The sequence below is a fragment of the Streptococcus mitis genome, assembly GCF_901542415.1.
Lineage (GTDB): Bacteria > Bacillota > Bacilli > Lactobacillales > Streptococcaceae > Streptococcus > Streptococcus mitis_BL.
On sequence record NZ_CABEHV010000004.1, the window covers coordinates 1,292,998 to 1,311,559 of the forward strand.

An 18,562-nucleotide genomic window follows, 5' to 3' on the forward strand; every position below is an offset into this window, starting at 1 on the left:
TTAGTTTCTCTCCTTATAAGGTAGTCGAACCTGAACTTCTGTCGGTTGCTTCCAACTAATTACCTTTACTTCTCCCGAAAATGGAAGAACACGATCTCGAACTGTATGGAGGTCATCCCCCTTTATAGAAGCAAAGCCACAGCCATCATCTCCCACTGTTAGAATGAGTTCTTTCTCTGTCCGTTCTAATTTTAAGTAGACTTTAGAAGCTTTGGCATGTTTGATGATATTAGTCACCAATTCAAGCAAAATCATGGAAGCCGTTGACTCCAATTCCTGAGTTAAGCTAGCTGTATCTAGTTGATTAGCTATTTCCACCTCAATTCCAGCAATTTCTAACATCTTTTTCACAGTCTCTAGTTCGGATGTCAAAGTTCTAGACTTAAGATTTTCCACAATGGTTCGCACTTCACGCATTGATTCTTTGCTAATTTGCTGTATTTCTCTTAATTCCTTTTCCACCTGTGGATAAGCCTGCATTTGAAATAACTGCAAGGCTAGATCAGTTTTAACACTAAGCATAGCAAAGGTATGTCCCAAGCTATCATGCAAATCCTGACCGATACGACTACGTTCATTTTCAGCAAGTAATAGATTTATCTGGGCATTTTGCTTAGCCTGCGCTTCTTTCAAATCCTCCACAATCCGAATCCGAACCAAGCCAAAAGTCATTAAATCGATAAAAGTGAGAATTCCAAGTAGATAGACTAAAAACTCAACTTCGATTCTCTGAAAAATCAACAGTTGGCCCACAACAAGGACTTGAGCAAGAAGAAAAGTCCAGACATGTAAAGACTTTAAACTACGTACGCCAAAATGATAACTTAAGAGGTTAGAAAGGAAAAAGAAGAACCAGATATAATTAACAGCAACAAAGGCAGTATTCCCAACTACATAAGTCAGCATGAGACCCCAATATAGCCAAGATAGGCGCTGGCTCTTAGTTGTTAAAACACCCAAATATGCCACTACAAATAGAATATCAATGAATAAATGCCAGACAGAAAGCCACCCAGTCACTACAGGTAGGATGGGGAAAATCATAAAAATTAAACTGGCCCAAAACATATAGTGTATGCTTTTCAGTCTTTCAAGCATTAAGCATTCTCCTTATGACCTTGAAGGTAAATGGTCAAACCAAACAAAACTGCTGAAAAAACAAGTAGATAAACTGTGGCTGATAGATTGATGCTACCCTCGTTTAAGAAGGTCTTGAGCAACTCCATCAACTGATAAGTTGGTAGGCACTTCCCGATTGCTTGCATCCAGTCTGGAAATAAAGAGACGGGCATCCAGAGTCCGCCTAAAACAGCCAAGCCTAGATAGAGAAGATTGCCCACAACAGACATCAGCTGACTAGAAGGCAAGAGTGTCAAGGTCAAGCCAAGCGCTACAAAAGCTACACTTCCTACTATCAGCAAGAACGCAGCCCCAATCCAGCTTCCTAAAGACATATCCACACCTCTGACCAAGTGCCCAACTGAGAAAACAACCAGGATTGAGACCAAATAATCAACCATCATACTTGTTATCTTTGATAGATAATATTCTACCATATTTACAGGGGTATGGCGCAATGTTTTCTGCCAGTTGTTGATTTTATCGGTATGTAAAACAGCTGGGAATGAAAACATAGCTGTCGACATCATGGAAAAAGCCGTCATGGAGATGAGGTAGTCGCGCATAAAATTAGCCAGTCCACCTGATGTGTCCTGGTACATGCCTGAAAAGAATAAATAGAAGGCTGTCGGCATCCCTACGGATAACAGATAATAGACTAATTGTCGTTTGGTCAATAGAAATTCTATCTTGTTTAGTGCGATCCATCGTTTCATCTTAGTCATCTCCCTTTTGTGTTTCTTCAAAGATTGTATCCAGCAAACTACGATTATTAACTTCAATTTCTTGAATCCTACATCCTGCCTGAACTAATAGTTCCCAGAAAGCATCCGCTTCACGTGTAACTACTTGCAAAGCATCTTGTTTTTGTGACCAGTTTTCAACCAAGTTAGACTGCTCAATGACTTCCTTGTATGCTAGAGGAAGGATAAAGTGCTTTTCAATTCCCTCACTACGCATGGCTAGAGGCGTCGTATCACGAATCAACTCTCCCTTATTCAAGACCAAAATCCGGTCCGCTGTATGCTCTACCTCTTCGATGTAATGGGACGAATAGAGAATGGTAACTCCCTGCGCTTTTAGATCCTGAACAATTTCCCAAAAACGTTGGCGTGTTGAGGTATCCATGGCCGCAGTTGGCTCATCTAAAAAGACAAGTTTTGGTCGGCCAATCAAGGTCAAGACAAAAGAGAAAAGACGCTTTTGCCCACCTGACAATTTTTCTGCAAATTGCTCTTTTTGTTGCTTGTCAAACTGCAATAGTTGATCGATCTCCTGATTGCTCAAGGGATTTGGATAAATACTTTGAAAGAAAGCAATCAACTCTTTGACCTTTAATTTCTGAACGATGACATTTTCTTGAGGCAGATAACCTCTAATATAGTCTAACTGAGAACTCGTCACTGGCAAGCCTTGGATGGATACTTGACCGCTTGTGACCAGTTTATCTCCAAGCAAACAGTCCAAGAGTGTGGTCTTCCCAGCACCATTGGGACCAATCAAGGCGACGCATTCACCTTCAGCTACCTCAAAGGAAATATCCTTCAAAATAGCCTTGCCCTTGATGATTTTATTTAAGCTTTCTACCTTAATCATGTTCATGATATTCTCCTTTCAGCCACTCCTTTCCCATCGGAAAGGCGATAAAAATCATAAATCCTAATCCCCAGGCACCACGGATGAATTGGTGAAGGAAGGCTTGATCAAACCAACCTGTAAACATTTCTACCAACCATACCACTAGTGATAGTCCAATAAAAATATATAGAATCGCTTTTTTCATTTTTCAAACTCCTTTTTCACATCTGAGACCAATTTCAATCCTTCTCGGATAAGCCAAGACATCATGCCAAATCCTGCAAACAACTCCCAAGGAAAATGATAGAAGCCTTCATCCAATCCTGAAAACATGAGATAAGTCATGACTCCTGCTGCTACTAAACTCATTGCGACAATTACTTTATGTTTCATTTTTTCTTCCTCCCTTTCATACTTCAATTATAGTCTTTTAAAGTTAGCGGAGCTAGATGCTTCTGTCACAAGGAAATATGACAAATGTCATAAAAGATTCTGTTCAAAACAAGCAAGATACACTATACAATAAAACAAAAGTAGAAAAATCTAAGGAAGCTTCCTTAAAAGAAATATCAAACCCAATTCACACTATATTGAAAACTAATACTTATTTAAAATCAAAAGAGCGGAAATTTTTAACGTACAAAACACATATATTATAGGCAGAGCGAAAAAACTCTTCAATTACTTTCTTAAAAGTTTGTAAGAGTTATACAATCTGTTAAATTTTAATTTATGTACCTAAACTACAGTATTCATTGAACAAATCAGGAAACAAAAAAGTATACGCGATCAAAATGAATTACTGAAATTAAAAAAGAGAGAAGCAAACTGATTCTCTCTTAATGTATATAATATCTAGTTAAAACAAAAGGCTCTATAATATTTGTAGTGGGTAACCCCCTATAGATATTATGGAGCCTATTTTTGTGTAGAAAAAAAGTCCCATAAGATCTATAATGAAAAGCGACCAAACAACTCATTAGAAAGATTCATATGGAACAATTACATTTTATCACAAAACTACTCGATATCAAAGACCCAAATATCCAATTTATGGATATCATCAATAGGGATACACACAAGGAAATTATCGCTAGACTGGACTACGATGCTCCATCTTGTCCTTATTGCGGAAGTCAAATGAAAAAATATGACTTTCAAAAACCGTCTAAGATTCCTTACCTCAAAACGACTGGTAGGCCTACTAGAATTCTTCTGAAAAAGCGTCGTTTCAAGTGCTATCATTGCTCGAAAGTGATGGTCGCCGAGACCTCACTCGTCAAGAAGAATCATCAGATTCCTCGTATTATCAAGCAAAAGATTGCGCAAAAGTTAATTGAAAAGACTTCTATGACCGATATTGCCCATCAACTTTCCATTTCAATTTCAACTGTCATTCGAAAGCTCAATGATTTCCACTTTAAGCATGATTTTTCTCGTCTTCCTGAGATTATGTACTGGGACGAGTATGCCTTCACTAAGGGAAAGATGAGTTTCATTGCACAAGATTTTGATAATCTCAACATCATCACTGTTCTTGAAGGCAGAACACAGGCTATCATCCGAAATCACTTTCTGCGCTACGAGCGAGCTGTTCGTTGTCAGGTGAAAATCATTACGATGGATATGTTTAGCCCTTACTACGATATTGCCAGTAAACTTTTTCCTAACGCTAAAATCGTTCTCGACCGCTTTCACATTGTCCAACATCTCAGCCGTGCTATGAGTCGTGTACGTGTCCAAATCATGAATCAATTTGAGCGAAAATCCCATGAATACAAGGCTATCAAGCGTTACTGGAAGCTCATTCAACAGGATAGTCGTAAACTCAGCGATAAACGATTTTATCGCCCTACTTTTCGTATGCACTTAACAAATAAAGAGATTCTAGATAAGCTTTTGAGCTATTCAGAAGACTTGAAACACCACTACAATCTCTATCAGCTCTTACTTTTTCACTTCCAGAATAAAGAGTCTGACAAATTCTTCGGACTCATTGAGGACAATCTAAAGAAGATTCATCCTCTTTTTCAGACTGTCTTTAAAACTTTTCTCAAGGATAAAGAGAAAATCGTCAACGCTCTTCAATTACCTTATTCTAACGCCAAACTGGAAGCGACCAATAATCTCATAAAACTTATCAAGCGCAATGCCTTTGGTTTTCGGAACTTTGAAAACTTCAAAAAACGAATTTTTATCGCTCTCAATATCAAAAAAGAAAGGACGAAATGTGTCCTTTCTCGAGCTTAGCTTTTCTTCAACCCACTACAGTTGACAAAGAGCCAAACAAAAAAGATACGCTTACGTATCTCTGTAATGAATCGGGAAGACAGGATTCGAACCTGCGACACCTTGGTCCCAAACCAAGTACTCTACCAAGCTGAGCTACTTCCCGAGTTAAATAGAAAAATGCACCCTAGAGGAGTCGAACCTCTAACCGCCTGATTCGTAGTCAGGTACTCTATCCAGTTGAGCTAAGGGTGCTCATTAGTTTATGCCGAGGACCGGAATCGAACCGGTACGATCGTTACCAATCGCAGGATTTTAAGTCCTGTGCGTCTGCCAGTTCCGCCACCCCGGCCTCTCTAAGCGAACGACGGGATTCGAACCCGCGACCCCCACCTTGGCAAGGTGGTGTTCTACCACTGAACTACGTTCGCACTGTTTTCTTCTATCTAAAAATGCCGGCTACATGACTTGAACACGCGACCCTCTGATTACAAATCAGATGCTCTACCAACTGAGCTAAGCCGGCTCATTTATTATATCTTAATGCGGGTTAAGGGACTTGAACCCCCACGCCGTTAAGCGCCAGATCCTAAATCTGGTGCGTCTGCCAATTCCGCCAAACCCGCATATATGACCCGTACTGGGCTCGAACCAGTGACCCATTGATTAAAAGTCAATTGCTCTACCAACTGAGCTAACGAGTCTAAAGTAACTTTCATTACCTTAAACGGTCCCGACGGGAATCGAACCCGCGATCTTCGCCGTGACAGGGCGACGTGATAACCGCTACACTACGGGACCTATGGGAGTTAACGGGATCGAACCGCTGACCCTCTGCTTGTAAGGCAGATGCTCTCCCAGCTGAGCTAAACTCCCTAGAGCTAAGCGACTTCCATATCTCACAGGGGGCAACCCCCAACTACTTCCGGCGTTCTAGGGCTTAACTTCTGTGTTCGGCATGGGTACAGGTGTATCTCCTAGGCTATCGTCACTTAACTCTGAGTAATACCTACTCAAAATTGAATATCTATTCAAACCAAGAAAACCTCTCGCTTTCATATTCTCAGTTACTTTGGATAAGTCCTCGAGCTATTAGTATTAGTCCGCTACATGTGTCGCCACACTTCCACTTCTAACCTATCTACCTGATCATCTCTCAGGGCTCTTACTGATATAAAATCATGGGAAATCTCATCTTGAGGTGGGTTTCACACTTAGATGCTTTCAGCGTTTATCCCTTCCCTACATAGCTACCCAGCGATGCCTTTGGCAAGACAACTGGTACACCAGCGGTAAGTCCACTCTGGTCCTCTCGTACTAGGAGCAGATCCTCTCAAATTTCCTACGCCCGCGACGGATAGGGACCGAACTGTCTCACGACGTTCTGAACCCAGCTCGCGTGCCGCTTTAATGGGCGAACAGCCCAACCCTTGGGACCGACTACAGCCCCAGGATGCGACGAGCCGACATCGAGGTGCCAAACCTCCCCGTCGATGTGAACTCTTGGGGGAGATAAGCCTGTTATCCCCAGGGTAGCTTTTATCCGTTGAGCGATGGCCCTTCCATACGGAACCACCGGATCACTAAGCCCGACTTTCGTCCCTGCTCGAGTTGTAGCTCTCGCAGTCAAGCTCCCTTATACCTTTACACTCTGCGAATGATTTCCAACCATTCTGAGGGAACCTTTGGGCGCCTCCGTTACCTTTTAGGAGGCGACCGCCCCAGTCAAACTGCCCGTCAGACACTGTCTCCGATAGGGATCACCTATCCGGGTTAGAGTGGCCATAACACAAGGGTAGTATCCCAACAACGTCTCCTTCGAAACTGGCGTCCCGATCTCATAGACTCCTACCTATCCTGTACATGTGGTACAGACACTCAATATCAAACTGCAGTAAAGCTCCATGGGGTCTTTCCGTCCTGTCGCGGGTAACCTGCATCTTCACAGGTACTAAAATTTCACCGAGTCTCTCGTTGAGACAGTGCCCAAATCATTACGCCTTTCGTGCGGGTCGGAACTTACCCGACAAGGAATTTCGCTACCTTAGGACCGTTATAGTTACGGCCGCCGTTTACTGGGGCTTCAATTCATACCTTCGCTTACGCTAAGCACTCCTCTTAACCTTCCAGCACCGGGCAGGCGTCACCCCCTATACATCATCTTACGATTTAGCAGAGAGCTGTGTTTTTGATAAACAGTTGCTTGGGCCTATTCACTGCGGCTGACTTAAAGTCAGCACCCCTTCTCCCGAAGTTACGGGGTCATTTTGCCGAGTTCCTTAACGAGAGTTCTCTCGCTCACCTGAGGCTACTCGCCTCGACTACCTGTGTCGGTTTGCGGTACGGGTAGAGTATGTTTAAACGCTAGAAGCTTTTCTTGGCAGTGTGACGTCACTAACTTCGCTACTAAACTTCGCTCCCCATCACAGCTCAATGTTATAGATATAAGCATTTGACTCATATCACACCTCACTGCTTAGACAGACTCTTCCAATCGTCTGCTTTAGTTAGCCTACTGCGTCCCTCCATCACTACATACTCTAGTACAGGAATATCAACCTGTTGTCCATCGGATACACCTTTCGGTCTCTCCTTAGGTCCCGACTAACCCAGGGCGGACGAGCCTTCCCCTGGAAACCTTAGTCTTACGGTGGACAGGATTCTCACCTGTCTTTCGCTACTCATACCGGCATTCTCACTTCTATGCGTTCCAGCACTCCTCACGGTACACCTTCTTCACACATAGAACGCTCTCCTACCATACCTATAAAGGTATCCACAGCTTCGGTAAATTGTTTTAGCCCCGGTACATTTTCGGCGCAGGGTCACTCGACTAGTGAGCTATTACGCACTCTTTGAATGAATAGCTGCTTCTAAGCTAACATCCTAGTTGTCTGTGCAACCCCACATCCTTTTCCACTTAACAATTATTTTGGGACCTTAGCTGGTGGTCTGGGCTGTTTCCCTTTCGACTACGGATCTTAGCACTCGCAGTCTGACTGCCGACCATAATTCATTGGCATTCGGAGTTTATCTGAGATTGGTAATCCGGGATGGACCCCTCACCCAAACAGTGCTCTACCTCCAAGAATCTTAATGTCGACGCTAGCCCTAAAGCTATTTCGGAGAGAACCAGCTATCTCCAAGTTCGTTTGGAATTTCTCCGCTACCCACAAGTCATCCAAGCACTTTTCAACGTGCCCTGGTTCGGTCCTCCAGTGCGTCTTACCGCACCTTCAACCTGCTCATGGGTAGGTCACATGGTTTCGGGTCTACGTCATGATACTAATTCGCCCTATTCAGACTCGGTTTCCCTACGGCTCCGTCTCTTCAACTTAACCTCGCATCATAACGTAACTCGCCGGTTCATTCTACAAAAGGCACGCTCTCACCCATTAACGGGCTCGAACTTGTTGTAGGCACACGGTTTCAGGTTCTATTTCACTCCCCTCCCGGGGTGCTTTTCACCTTTCCCTCACGGTACTGGTTCACTATCGGTCACTAGGGAGTATTTAGGGTTGGGAGATGGTCCTCCCAGATTCCGACGGGATTTCGCGTGTCCCGCCGTACTCAGGATACTGCTAGGTACAAAGACTATTTTAAATACGAGGCTATTACTCTCTTTGGCTGATCTTCCCAAATCATTCTTCTATAATCTTTGAGTCCACATTGCAGTCCTACAACCCCGAAGAGTAAACTCTTCGGTTTGCCCTCCTGCCGTTTCGCTCGCCGCTACTAAGGCAATCGCTTTTGCTTTCTCTTCCTGCAGCTACTTAGATGTTTCAGTTCACTGCGTCTTCCTCCTCACATCCTTAACAGATGCGGGTAACAGGTAGTACCTGTTGGGTTCCCCCATTCGGAAATCCCTGGATCATCGCTTACTTACAGCTACCCAAGGCATATCGTCGTTTGTCACGTCCTTCTTCGGCTCCTAGTGCCAAGGCATCCACCGTGCGCCCTTATTAACTTAACCTTATTTTTTGACCTTTCAGTCATAAACTCTTATTAATACTACAGCGTTTTCGGTTTATTTTCTTGTTACTATTTGATATAGATATTCAATTTTCAATGTGCATTACTTGGTGATCTCTCACCAATGGAGCCTAGCGGGATCGAACCGCTGACCTCCTGCGTGCAAAGCAGGCGCTCTCCCAGCTGAGCTAAGGCCCCACAAGACCTCTCAAGACTAAACAAGACCAATGCGCAGTTCCTTATCCTTAGAAAGGAGGTGATCCAGCCGCACCTTCCGATACGGCTACCTTGTTACGACTTCACCCCAATCATCTATCCCACCTTAGGCGGCTGGCTCCTAAAAGGTTACCTCACCGACTTCGGGTGTTACAAACTCTCGTGGTGTGACGGGCGGTGTGTACAAGGCCCGGGAACGTATTCACCGCGGCGTGCTGATCCGCGATTACTAGCGATTCCGACTTCATGTAGGCGAGTTGCAGCCTACAATCCGAACTGAGACTGGCTTTAAGAGATTAGCTTGCCGTCACCGGCTTGCGACTCGTTGTACCAGCCATTGTAGCACGTGTGTAGCCCAGGTCATAAGGGGCATGATGATTTGACGTCATCCCCACCTTCCTCCGGTTTATTACCGGCAGTCTCGCTAGAGTGCCCAACTGAATGATGGCAACTAACAATAGGGGTTGCGCTCGTTGCGGGACTTAACCCAACATCTCACGACACGAGCTGACGACAACCATGCACCACCTGTCACCTCTGTCCCGAAGGAAAGCTCTATCTCTAGAGCGGTCAGAGGGATGTCAAGACCTGGTAAGGTTCTTCGCGTTGCTTCGAATTAAACCACATGCTCCACCGCTTGTGCGGGCCCCCGTCAATTCCTTTGAGTTTCAACCTTGCGGTCGTACTCCCCAGGCGGAGTGCTTAATGCGTTAGCTGCGGCACTAAACCCCGGAAAGGGTCTAACACCTAGCACTCATCGTTTACGGCGTGGACTACCAGGGTATCTAATCCTGTTTGCTCCCCACGCTTTCGAGCCTCAGCGTCAGTTACAAGCCAGAGAGCCGCTTTCGCCACCGGTGTTCCTCCATATATCTACGCATTTCACCGCTACACATGGAATTCCACTCTCCCCTCTTGCACTCAAGTTAAACAGTTTCCAAAGCGTACTATGGTTAAGCCACAGCCTTTAACTTCAGACTTATCTAACCGCCTGCGCTCGCTTTACGCCCAATAAATCCGGACAACGCTTGGGACCTACGTATTACCGCGGCTGCTGGCACGTAGTTAGCCGTCCCTTTCTGGTAAGATACCGTCACAGTGTGAACTTTCCACTCTCACACTCGTTCTTCTCTTACAACAGAGCTTTACGATCCGAAAACCTTCTTCACTCACGCGGCGTTGCTCGGTCAGACTTCCGTCCATTGCCGAAGATTCCCTACTGCTGCCTCCCGTAGGAGTCTGGGCCGTGTCTCAGTCCCAGTGTGGCCGATCACCCTCTCAGGTCGGCTATGTATCGTCGCCTTGGTGAGCCGTTACCCCACCAACTAGCTAATACAACGCAGGTCCATCTGGTAGTGATGCAATTGCACCTTTTAAGCAAATGTCATGCAACATCTACTCTTATGCGGTATTAGCTATCGTTTCCAATAGTTATCCCCCGCTACCAGGCAGGTTACCTACGCGTTACTCACCCGTTCGCAACTCATCCGGAGAAGCAAGCTCCTCCTTCAGCGTTCTACTTGCATGTATTAGGCACGCCGCCAGCGTTCGTCCTGAGCCAGGATCAAACTCTCATTAAAAGTTTGAGTTCTCACTCATTTCTGTCACTGACAGATTTATTGTTTTTTTTCATTGTTCAGTACTACAACCTTAGTTGTAGTGCCCTGCACATTGGTTCGTCTTGTTCAGTTTTCAAAGGTCTTTGTCACTCACTTCTCTCAAGTGACAACTATATTAGTATATCACAGTCGCTTTCGCTTGTCAACACTTTTTTGAAACTTTTTTTAATTTTTTTCAATCAGTATTTCTTCTGCAATATACCATAGTCCGTACGGGATTCGAACCCGTGTTACCGCCGTGAAAAGGCGGTGTCTTAACCCCTTGACCAACGGACCGGAGTTGTTATTTTCAACTCTTACTATTATACCGACTTTTCAAACTTTGTCAACACCTTTTTCTAATTTTTTTCATTTTTTTTGCATAGCTAATTTCTCAAAGTAACTTCCACTTGCCCAACCAAAGTGGAAATTAGTCTAAAACGGATTTTTATGGTGGAATTAAGTGTGAGACGTTTGAGTTAGAAATGAGGTCTACTATGACAAAACATAAACACCTTACCCTTTCAGACCGTAATGATATCCAATTAGGCTTAGAGCGCGGTGAAACCTTCAAAGCTATCGGACAATCCATTCTAAAAGACCCAACTACTGTTTCCAAAGAAGTCAAACGAAACAGACAAGTCCGAGAGTCTACATGCGATAACCTTCCTTGCCCTTTACTCGATAAGGCTCCCTTTGTCTGTAATGGATGCCCTAAAAGAAGACAAAATTGTGGATTTAAAAAAATCTTCTACCTTGCTAAACAAGCTCAAAAACAGTACGAACAAACTCTTGTCGAAGCTCGTGAAGGAACTCCCCTTAATTCCAAGGCCTTCTGGGACATGGACAAAGTCATTTCTGATGGTGTTAAAAAGGGACAACACATCTATCATATCCTCAAAACTCATAACCTTGATGTCAGTTCCTCAACCGTCTATCGACACATCCGAAAAGGATACCTATCTATCGCTCATATTGACCTAGCCAGAGCCGTTAAATTCAAAGAAAGACGGAAAAGGAAACTACCTTCCATCCCTAAAGAAGCTAAAAAAGGCCGTTCCTATGAGGATTTCCAAAACTATTTAGTCCTTAATCAACTAGACTCTTGGCTGGAAATGGACACAGTTCTGGGGAGGATGGGAGGTAAAGTCCTACTTACCTTCAACCTGTCTTTCTGTAACTTTATCTTCGCTAGGCTTCTGGATAATAAAACTGCCCTTGAGGTTACCAAACACCTCTATACCATCAAGAACACTCTTCATGAAGCTGATAAAGATTTCTTCCAACTCTTTCCTGTCATTCTTACCGATAATGGTGGAGAGTTTGCCAGGGTTGATGATATCGAAATGGATGTGCGAGGAGAGAGTAAACTCTTCTTTTGTGACCCTAATCGCTCTGACCAGAAAGGGAGAATTGAGAAAAACCACACACTGATTCGAGACATTCTACCTAAGGGAACTGCTTTTGACAACTTAACTCAAGAGGACATCAATCTCGTCTGCTCTCATGTCAACAGTGTCAAACGTGCTGCTTTGAATGGAAAGTCAGCCTATGAGCTCTTTGCCTTTACCTATGGAGAAGAGATTCCTAAGCTTCTAGGTATTTCTAAAATACCTGCAGAAGACGTCTGTCAGTCTTCGAAATTACTCCAACATAAGTTCTAAAAACTAACCTTTAACCGCATTCAAACGTCTCACACTAACTTCCACCATAGCGGAACTTAATCTGAAACGCTTTCAGATGAGGGGATTTTGTGCGCTCTTTTTTTCGATTCCTTTTGGTTACAAAAGCGATGAAATCAAGCATTAGTAAAACCAGTGGAACTTACCCTGACACGGATTTCCACTGGTTTTTAGGATTTTTATCAGACTAACTTCCACTTCTACTAGCGGTGGAACTTAGTTTGCGAATTTACCTTTTTTTTGCATAGCTTCTTACCGGGTACGGATATCAAACTCTTTAAACACAATACGTAAGTCTCTTAATACTCTTTGACGACCTCGGAATCGTTCATTTCTTAAAACACGTTCTAGTTCTTCTTGTTGCTCTTTACTTTGTTTGTTTCTATAATCTCTTAGTGTCTCATGAAAGAGATAATACTCATCTAGCCACAGACCTCCCTCACTGATACGATGACTAATCTCACCTACTTCTTCATAAGGTTCTTTATCATATCTACGCTTCTGGCTTTCTTGTTTACGGATATAGTCTAGAATTCTATTTCGGAATTTAGTTTTGAAGTATTTACGTAAACGTGGGATATCTTCTACAAGCCCTTCTTCTCTACTGATCAATTCATGTAAGCAAATCATGCCTTCTTGGTCCCAATCCGATAGTTCCCATAAATGCAAGTAATATTCATTTCTACACTTGTACACAATTCCCTGGACTTCTTTATACAATTCTTTAAACATAACGTTCCCCTTTCTAGATACAGTCTAACAAATAATGAAGCTAATTTGATTCATTTCATCCATTCTGTTCTCTTCACCGTCTCAAATGCACAAAAAAGAGAGGACATGCCTCTCTTGGGGTTATAATTCTGCGATTTGGTTTAGGTTTACTTCTGCAACTGTGTCATTACCAAACATAGAGATAATCATCTTCACTTTGTTATTATCAATTTCTGTAATCTTACCAGTGTAATCTGCAAAAGCACCATCAATAATACGTACAGTTTGACCAACCTCAACATCGATATCAAACTCTTGAACAGTTTGTCCCATAGATATCAAAATGTCACGAATTTCTTGTTCCAATAATGGAGTTGGTTTTGATCTATTCCCGTGTGACCCGACAAATCCTGTAACGTTCGGAGTATTTCGAACAACAAACCAAGCTTCATCTGTCATGACCATTTCTACAAGAACATAACCTGGAAATCGATTTTCTTCTACTTCTTTTCTCTTTCCATTTTTTTCAACTTGCACTGTTTGTGTTGGAATTTCAACACGTAGAATATTATCCAACATATTGTAGGTTTGCGCACGTTGCAATAGATTTTCTTTTACCTTATTTTCATAACCAGAATAAGTTTGTAAAACAAACCACCCTTTATCAAAACTATCCATGATATTTCCTTTCATAAATAGAAGATTTCTAGTGTAATTAACTCCACTAACCTTCTAAAAAATGTTAATAAATCGAATCAAACTTGAAACAATCAACTGGTCAAAAATGTAAATAATTATTACAAAGAAAGCTGTGTATTCCATTATAGAACGAAAATCTCTCCAGCTTTCCTTGCGAGTTGGCCATGTTGTGTCTTTAAGAAGTCTAAAAATATCTCCAATAAAACGCATCGCTCTCTCCTATCTCGTTTCTCTGTGTGTAGTGTACTTGCCACAATGCTTACAAAATTTATTTACTTCTAGTCGTGTAGGCTTGGGGGTTCCACTAATCTTTATTGAATAGTTTCTCGAACCACAAACCGCACAAGCTAGGCTTGCTTTTTTTAGTGCCATAACGCCTCCATCTTATCTATTATAACAAGAAAGCTAGGCTTTGACAAGCATCTTAGCGAAATAGATTGACTACCGAATCCCATATTGTTTGAGCCTTTTCCTTAATCTTAGCATCCGAGATAGCCCGACTAGCCTCATCTACTAGACTTTGCGCACGTCCTCGAATATCAGACAAATTATCATCTGTCTGGCTATTATCATTGGTTTGTACTTGTCTTTTTGTATTGGCTGGTGCAATTCCATTTTGCTTATAAGCATTTTCAACCGTAAAGGTACTTCCTGGCGTATAAGGTAAAATGGTATTAGCAATGTTTCTAAAGACATGAGCTGCACCGTTTGAAGTAGATCCTGCTAGATAGTGATTTTCATCAGTGGTAGGGAAACCAAGCCAGTGACTAATCACTACATCCGGAGTATAACCAATTACCCACTGGTCACTTGTGTATTCCGGATTGAAAACAGCTTCAGTTGTTCCAGTTTTTCCTGCCATGACATAGTCTGCAGGCGATGAACTAATACCTGTTCCGTTTGTAAATGTTCCCAACATCATACTGGTCATCTTGTCAGCTACAGACTTATCAATCACCCGTTTTTGTGAATTTTTATGGCTTGCAATAACTTGTCCACTAGCATTTTCAATTCTACTAATAAAATGAGCTTCAGGCATTAAACCTTCATTTGCAAAGGCAGCATATGCTTGAGCCATTTGCAGAGGATTGGTTTCGACACCACTTCCCAAGGCGACACCAAGAACACGGTCGACCTTTTCCATGTTGAGTCCGAATTTTTCGCCTGCCTCAAAAGCCTTGTCGACGCCCAAATCATTAACAGTGGCAACAGCAGGTAGATTAAGCGACTCTGCCAAGGCTTGATACATAGGAACTTCTCGACTCGTTTTGATCCCTGCATAGTTATCAACCTTATAGCTGTCATACTGCATGGTATGGTTATCCAACTGCTTATTCAAAGCCCAGCCAGCTTCAACTGCAGGCGTATAAACAACTAAAGGCTTAATTGTAGAACCAGGGCTACGTTTTGATTGAGTTGCATAGTTGAAATTCCGGAATCCAGTTTTATCATTGTCAGCAACCTGACCGACAACTCCACGAACTCCACCTGTTTTCGGTTCGAGAGCTACACTTCCTGATTGAGCAAATGTTCCATCCTCCGCCCTCGGAAATAGCGCTGTATTTTCATAGACAACCTGCATATTTGCTTGGTAGTTTTGGTCCAGCTCTGTGTAAATGCGATAGCCATTATTGACAATTTCTTCCTCTGTTAGACTATACTTGGAAACAGCCTCATTAACAACCGCATCAAAGTAAGAAGGATAGCGGTAATCTGAAATCTTTCCTTCATACTTATCGTGCAATTGCGAAGTCATATCAACTTCTGCAGCTTCGGTTTCTTGGTTTTTATCAATGTAACCCGCTGCAAGCATATTTTGTAAGACAGTGTCGCGACGATTAGTCGAATCTTGTACGGAATTCAAAGGATTATACAGTTCCGGCCCTTTGAGCATCCCTGCCAGAGTCGCAGCTTGATCCAAACTCACTTCTGACGCAGAAACTCCAAAGTATTTCTTACTCGCATCTTCTACACCCCACACACCATTTCCAAAATAGGCATTGTTAAGGTACATGGTTAAAATTTGATCCTTACTATATTTTTTTGTTAATTCTAAGGCAAGGAAAAATTCTTTTGCTTTTCTCTCGACAGTTTGATCCTGTGATAGATAGGCGTTTTTAGCCAGCTGTTGGGTAATAGTAGAACCACCACCTGAACGACCAGCAGTTACAATAGCCAAGAAGAAACGACCATAGTTAATCCCGTCATTTTTATAAAAAGAACGATCTTCTGTCGCAATAACGGCATTCTGCAAATTTTTACTGATATCAGTCAATTCAACATAAGTTCCTTTTTGACCAGACAAGGCACCAGCCTCCTTTTCTTCACGGTCAAAAATGAGAGTTCGAGTTTTCAAGGCATTTTGCAAATCATTGACATTGGTTGATTTGGCAACAGCAAACAAATAGGTTCCGACTAGCAAGCCTGCACTCAATCCTAGTATAAGGACAATCTTTGTTAGATGATAGCGACGCCAGAATTTTCGAATTGGACCCACTTGGGCTAATTTTTTTCGATCACTACGAGAGCGACGTAAGCTAGTAGAATCAGAGTCCTCTGATTCACTTGTTTCTTTTTTAAAAAGAGAAAGAAATTTCTCAAACAATTTATCTAATTTCATGCGTTTATTTTATCATCTTCATCATAGGAAGACAAGAATTTAGCTATTTCCTATCCAAATAGGGCTTTTTTTGTTACAATATCTGTATGAAATTCACATTTACATTACCAGACTCTCTACCTCAAATAACGGTAAAGCAATTACTTGAGGAACAACTCCTCATTCCTAGAAAAATCCGTCATTTTTTGAGAATCAAGAAACACATTTTGATAAACCAAGAAGAAGTCCACTGGAACGAAATCGTAAATCCTGGAGATATTTGCCAGTTAACTTTTGACAAGGAAGATTATCCCGAAAAAGAAATTCCTTGGGGCAATCCTAACCTCGTTCAGAAAGTTTATCAAGATCAACACTTGATTATTGTAAACAAACCCGAGGGGATGAAAACGCATGGTAATCAGCCAAACGAAATCGCCCTTCTTAACCATGTCAGTGCCTATGTTGGCCAAACCTGCTATGTCGTTCATCGTCTGGACATGGAAACCAGTGGCTTGGTTCTCTTTGCCAAAAATCCTTTTATCCTGCCCATTCTCAATCGCTTACTGGAGAAAAAAGAGATTTCTAGGGAATATTGGGCACAGGTCGACGGACATATCAACAGCAAAGAACTTGTTTTCAAAGACAAAATTGGACGTGATCGCCATGATCGCAGAAAGCGAATAGTTGATACAAAAAATGGACAATATGCTGAAACACATGTAAGCAGATTAAAGCAATTTCCAAACAAAACTTCCTTGGTTCGTTGCAAACTAAAGACAGGGCGAACACATCAAATTCGTGTGCACCTTTCGCATCATAATTTCCCTATTTTAGGTGACCCTCTCTATAATAGCAAATCAAAGACGAGTCGGCTTATGCTCCACGCCTTTCGACTGTCCTTTACCCATCCGCTTACATTAGAGAAATTAAGCTTCACTGCCCTTTCAGATACTTTTGAAAAAGAATTAAAAAAGAATGGATGATTCCGTCATCCATTTTTCCATATAAGAAAAGCAAGACCAAGAGGCCTTGCTTTTTATCGACTCATGAATTATTTAGCGATTTTTGCGAAGTATTCAAGAGTACGAACAAGTTGTGCAGTGTATGACATTTCGTTGTCGTACCATGATACAACTTTAACCAATTGTTTACCGTCAACGTCAAGAACTTTAGTTTGAGTTGCGTCAAACAATGAACCGTAAGACATACCTAGGATATCTGAAGATACGATTGGATCTTCAGTGTATCCGTATGATTCGTTTGAAGCTGCTTTCATAGCTGCGTTCACTTCGTCAACAGTAACGTTCTTTTCAAGAACTGCTACCAACTCAGTTACAGAACCTGCTGGAACAGGAACACGTTGAGCAGCTCCGTCCAATTTACCGTTCAATTCTGGGATTACAAGACCGATAGCTTTTGCAGCACCAGTTGAGTTAGGAACGATGTTTACAGCACCAGCGCGAGCACGGCGAAGGTCACCACCACGGTGTGGTCCGTCAAGAATCATTTGGTCACCAGTGTAAGCGTGGATAGTAGTCATCAATCCTTCTACAACACCAAAGTTGTCTTGAAGAGCTTTAGCCATTGGAGCCAAGCAGTTTGTAGTACATGAAGCACCTGAGATAACTGTTTCAGTACCGTCAAGAACGTCGTGGTTAGTGTTGAATACAACTGTTTTAACGTCGTTTCCACCAGGAGCAGTGATAACAACTTTTTTAGCTCCACCAGCGTGCAAGTGTTTTTCAGCAGCTGCTTTCTTAGCAAAGAAACCAGTAGCTTCAAGAACGATTTCTACACCGTCGTTAGCCCAGTCGATTTGTTCTGGATCACGTTCAGCAGAAACTTTGATGAATTTACCGTTAACTTCAAATCCACCTTCTTTAACTTCAACAGTACCATCGAAACGACCTTGAGTTGTGTCGTATTTCAACAAGTGTGCAAGCATAACTGGATCTGTAAGGTCGTTGATACGAGTAACTTCAACACCTTCTACGTTTTGGATACGACGGAAAGCAAGACGACCGATACGTCCGAAACCGTTAATACCAACTTTAACTACCATTAGTGATTTCCTCCTTATGAAAATCATGAAATTTTTATTGTGAAAAGAGTAACTTGAATCACTACAAATCACCTTTCAACAAACCTATTATATAACT

14 protein-coding genes, 11 tRNA genes and 3 rRNA genes are annotated in these 18,562 nt (G+C 42.3%); 3 read left to right on the forward strand and 25 right to left on the reverse strand.

Annotated elements, in window-relative coordinates; translation table 11 throughout:
• Genes FQT24_RS06725 through FQT24_RS06745 form a run of 5 tightly spaced genes read right to left on the reverse strand, consistent with a single transcriptional unit; the run spans position 1 to position 3,090 of the window.
• Positions 1-1,098, reverse strand: coding sequence for a sensor histidine kinase (locus tag FQT24_RS06725; protein WP_143952534.1), 1,098 nt, complete (start codon positions 1,096-1,098; stop codon positions 1-3).
• Complete coding sequence (locus tag FQT24_RS06730; RefSeq protein WP_143952535.1) at positions 1,098-1,835, reverse strand: ABC transporter permease; 738 nt, start codon at positions 1,833-1,835, stop codon at positions 1,098-1,100. The genes FQT24_RS06725 and FQT24_RS06730 overlap by 1 nt, the downstream gene beginning before the upstream one ends.
• Before the next feature lies 1 nt (position 1,836).
• On the reverse strand, positions 1,837-2,721 hold the full coding sequence (locus FQT24_RS06735) for an ABC transporter ATP-binding protein (RefSeq protein WP_143952536.1): 885 nt from the start codon (positions 2,719-2,721) through the stop codon (positions 1,837-1,839).
• Positions 2,708-2,902: a hypothetical protein gene (locus tag FQT24_RS06740; RefSeq protein WP_143952537.1), complete on the reverse strand. Its 195-nt coding sequence runs from the start codon at positions 2,900-2,902 to the stop codon at positions 2,708-2,710. The genes FQT24_RS06735 and FQT24_RS06740 overlap by 14 nt, the downstream gene beginning before the upstream one ends.
• Complete coding sequence (locus FQT24_RS06745) at positions 2,899-3,090, reverse strand: hypothetical protein (RefSeq protein WP_000681201.1); 192 nt, start codon at positions 3,088-3,090, stop codon at positions 2,899-2,901. The genes FQT24_RS06740 and FQT24_RS06745 overlap by 4 nt, the downstream gene beginning before the upstream one ends.
• Before the next feature lie 600 nt (positions 3,091-3,690).
• Here FQT24_RS06745 and FQT24_RS06755 point away from each other — a divergent pair.
• Entirely contained in the window at positions 3,691-4,947 is a 1,257-nt protein-coding gene (locus tag FQT24_RS06755) for an ISL3 family transposase (RefSeq protein ID WP_143952539.1), read from the forward strand.
• Between the two features lie 71 nt (positions 4,948-5,018).
• Here the strand turns inward: FQT24_RS06755 and FQT24_RS06760 are convergent.
• The 14 genes from FQT24_RS06760 to FQT24_RS06825 form a co-directional block, all read right to left on the reverse strand.
• Positions 5,019-5,092, reverse strand: a tRNA-Pro gene (locus FQT24_RS06760).
• Between the two features lie 15 nt (positions 5,093-5,107).
• Positions 5,108-5,181 (reverse strand) — tRNA-Arg (locus FQT24_RS06765).
• Positions 5,182-5,192: 11 nt separating this feature from the next.
• Positions 5,193-5,278 (reverse strand) — tRNA-Leu (locus FQT24_RS06770).
• 7 nt (positions 5,279-5,285) lie between these two features.
• A tRNA-Gly gene (locus FQT24_RS06775) sits at positions 5,286-5,357 on the reverse strand.
• Between the two features lie 22 nt (positions 5,358-5,379).
• A tRNA-Thr gene (locus tag FQT24_RS06780) sits at positions 5,380-5,452 on the reverse strand.
• Positions 5,453-5,470: 18 nt separating this feature from the next.
• Positions 5,471-5,552: transfer RNA gene (locus tag FQT24_RS06785), tRNA-Leu, on the reverse strand.
• 5 nt (positions 5,553-5,557) lie between these two features.
• Positions 5,558-5,630, reverse strand: a tRNA-Lys gene (locus FQT24_RS06790).
• A 24-nt stretch (positions 5,631-5,654) separates the two neighbouring features.
• Positions 5,655-5,727, reverse strand: a tRNA-Asp gene (locus FQT24_RS06795).
• Between the two features lie 2 nt (positions 5,728-5,729).
• A tRNA-Val gene (locus FQT24_RS06800) sits at positions 5,730-5,802 on the reverse strand.
• 4 nt (positions 5,803-5,806) lie between these two features.
• Positions 5,807-5,922 (reverse strand): 5S ribosomal RNA (rrf, locus tag FQT24_RS06805).
• Positions 5,923-5,998: 76 nt separating this feature from the next.
• A 23S ribosomal RNA gene (locus tag FQT24_RS06810) occupies positions 5,999-8,899 on the reverse strand.
• Positions 8,900-9,023: 124 nt separating this feature from the next.
• Positions 9,024-9,096 (reverse strand) — tRNA-Ala (locus tag FQT24_RS06815).
• A gap of 51 nt (positions 9,097-9,147) precedes the next feature.
• Positions 9,148-10,694 (reverse strand): 16S ribosomal RNA (locus FQT24_RS06820).
• The 16S, 23S and 5S rRNA genes sit together here with 11 tRNA genes alongside, the layout of an rRNA operon.
• A gap of 243 nt (positions 10,695-10,937) precedes the next feature.
• A tRNA-Glu gene (locus FQT24_RS06825) sits at positions 10,938-11,009 on the reverse strand.
• A 200-nt stretch (positions 11,010-11,209) separates the two neighbouring features.
• Here FQT24_RS06825 and FQT24_RS06830 point away from each other — a divergent pair.
• On the forward strand, positions 11,210-12,376 hold the full coding sequence (locus tag FQT24_RS06830) for an IS30 family transposase (protein WP_143951979.1): 1,167 nt from the start codon (positions 11,210-11,212) through the stop codon (positions 12,374-12,376).
• Between the two features lie 270 nt (positions 12,377-12,646).
• Here the strand turns inward: FQT24_RS06830 and FQT24_RS06835 are convergent, their stop codons facing one another.
• From FQT24_RS06835 to pbp2a, 5 genes are all read right to left on the reverse strand, one after another.
• Entirely contained in the window at positions 12,647-13,126 is a 480-nt protein-coding gene (locus FQT24_RS06835) for a sigma-70 RNA polymerase sigma factor region 4 domain-containing protein (protein WP_143952540.1), read from the reverse strand.
• Positions 13,127-13,246: 120 nt separating this feature from the next.
• Positions 13,247-13,783, reverse strand: a complete 537-nt coding sequence (gene nusG, locus FQT24_RS06840) for a transcription termination/antitermination protein NusG (protein WP_049499248.1) — start codon at positions 13,781-13,783, stop codon at positions 13,247-13,249.
• A 54-nt stretch (positions 13,784-13,837) separates the two neighbouring features.
• Positions 13,838-14,014: a preprotein translocase subunit SecE gene (secE, locus tag FQT24_RS06845; RefSeq protein WP_143952541.1), complete on the reverse strand. Its 177-nt coding sequence runs from the start codon at positions 14,012-14,014 to the stop codon at positions 13,838-13,840.
• Between the two features lie 9 nt (positions 14,015-14,023).
• Positions 14,024-14,176 carry a 50S ribosomal protein L33 gene (rpmG, locus tag FQT24_RS06850; protein ID WP_014017356.1) on the reverse strand — a complete coding sequence of 51 codons (153 nt, stop codon included), beginning with the start codon at positions 14,174-14,176 and terminating at the stop codon, positions 14,024-14,026.
• A 52-nt stretch (positions 14,177-14,228) separates the two neighbouring features.
• Entirely contained in the window at positions 14,229-16,424 is a 2,196-nt protein-coding gene (gene pbp2a, locus FQT24_RS06855; RefSeq protein WP_143952542.1) for a penicillin-binding protein PBP2A, read from the reverse strand.
• Between the two features lie 86 nt (positions 16,425-16,510).
• Here pbp2a and FQT24_RS06860 point away from each other — a divergent pair, with 86 nt between their 5' ends.
• Positions 16,511-17,386, forward strand: coding sequence for an RluA family pseudouridine synthase (locus tag FQT24_RS06860; RefSeq protein ID WP_143952543.1), 876 nt, complete (start codon positions 16,511-16,513; stop codon positions 17,384-17,386).
• 68 nt (positions 17,387-17,454) lie between these two features.
• Here FQT24_RS06860 and gap read toward each other — a convergent pair whose 3' ends face one another.
• Positions 17,455-18,465: a type I glyceraldehyde-3-phosphate dehydrogenase gene (gene gap, locus FQT24_RS06865; RefSeq protein ID WP_000260662.1), complete on the reverse strand. Its 1,011-nt coding sequence runs from the start codon at positions 18,463-18,465 to the stop codon at positions 17,455-17,457.
• Positions 18,466-18,562: the final 97 nt, after the last annotated feature.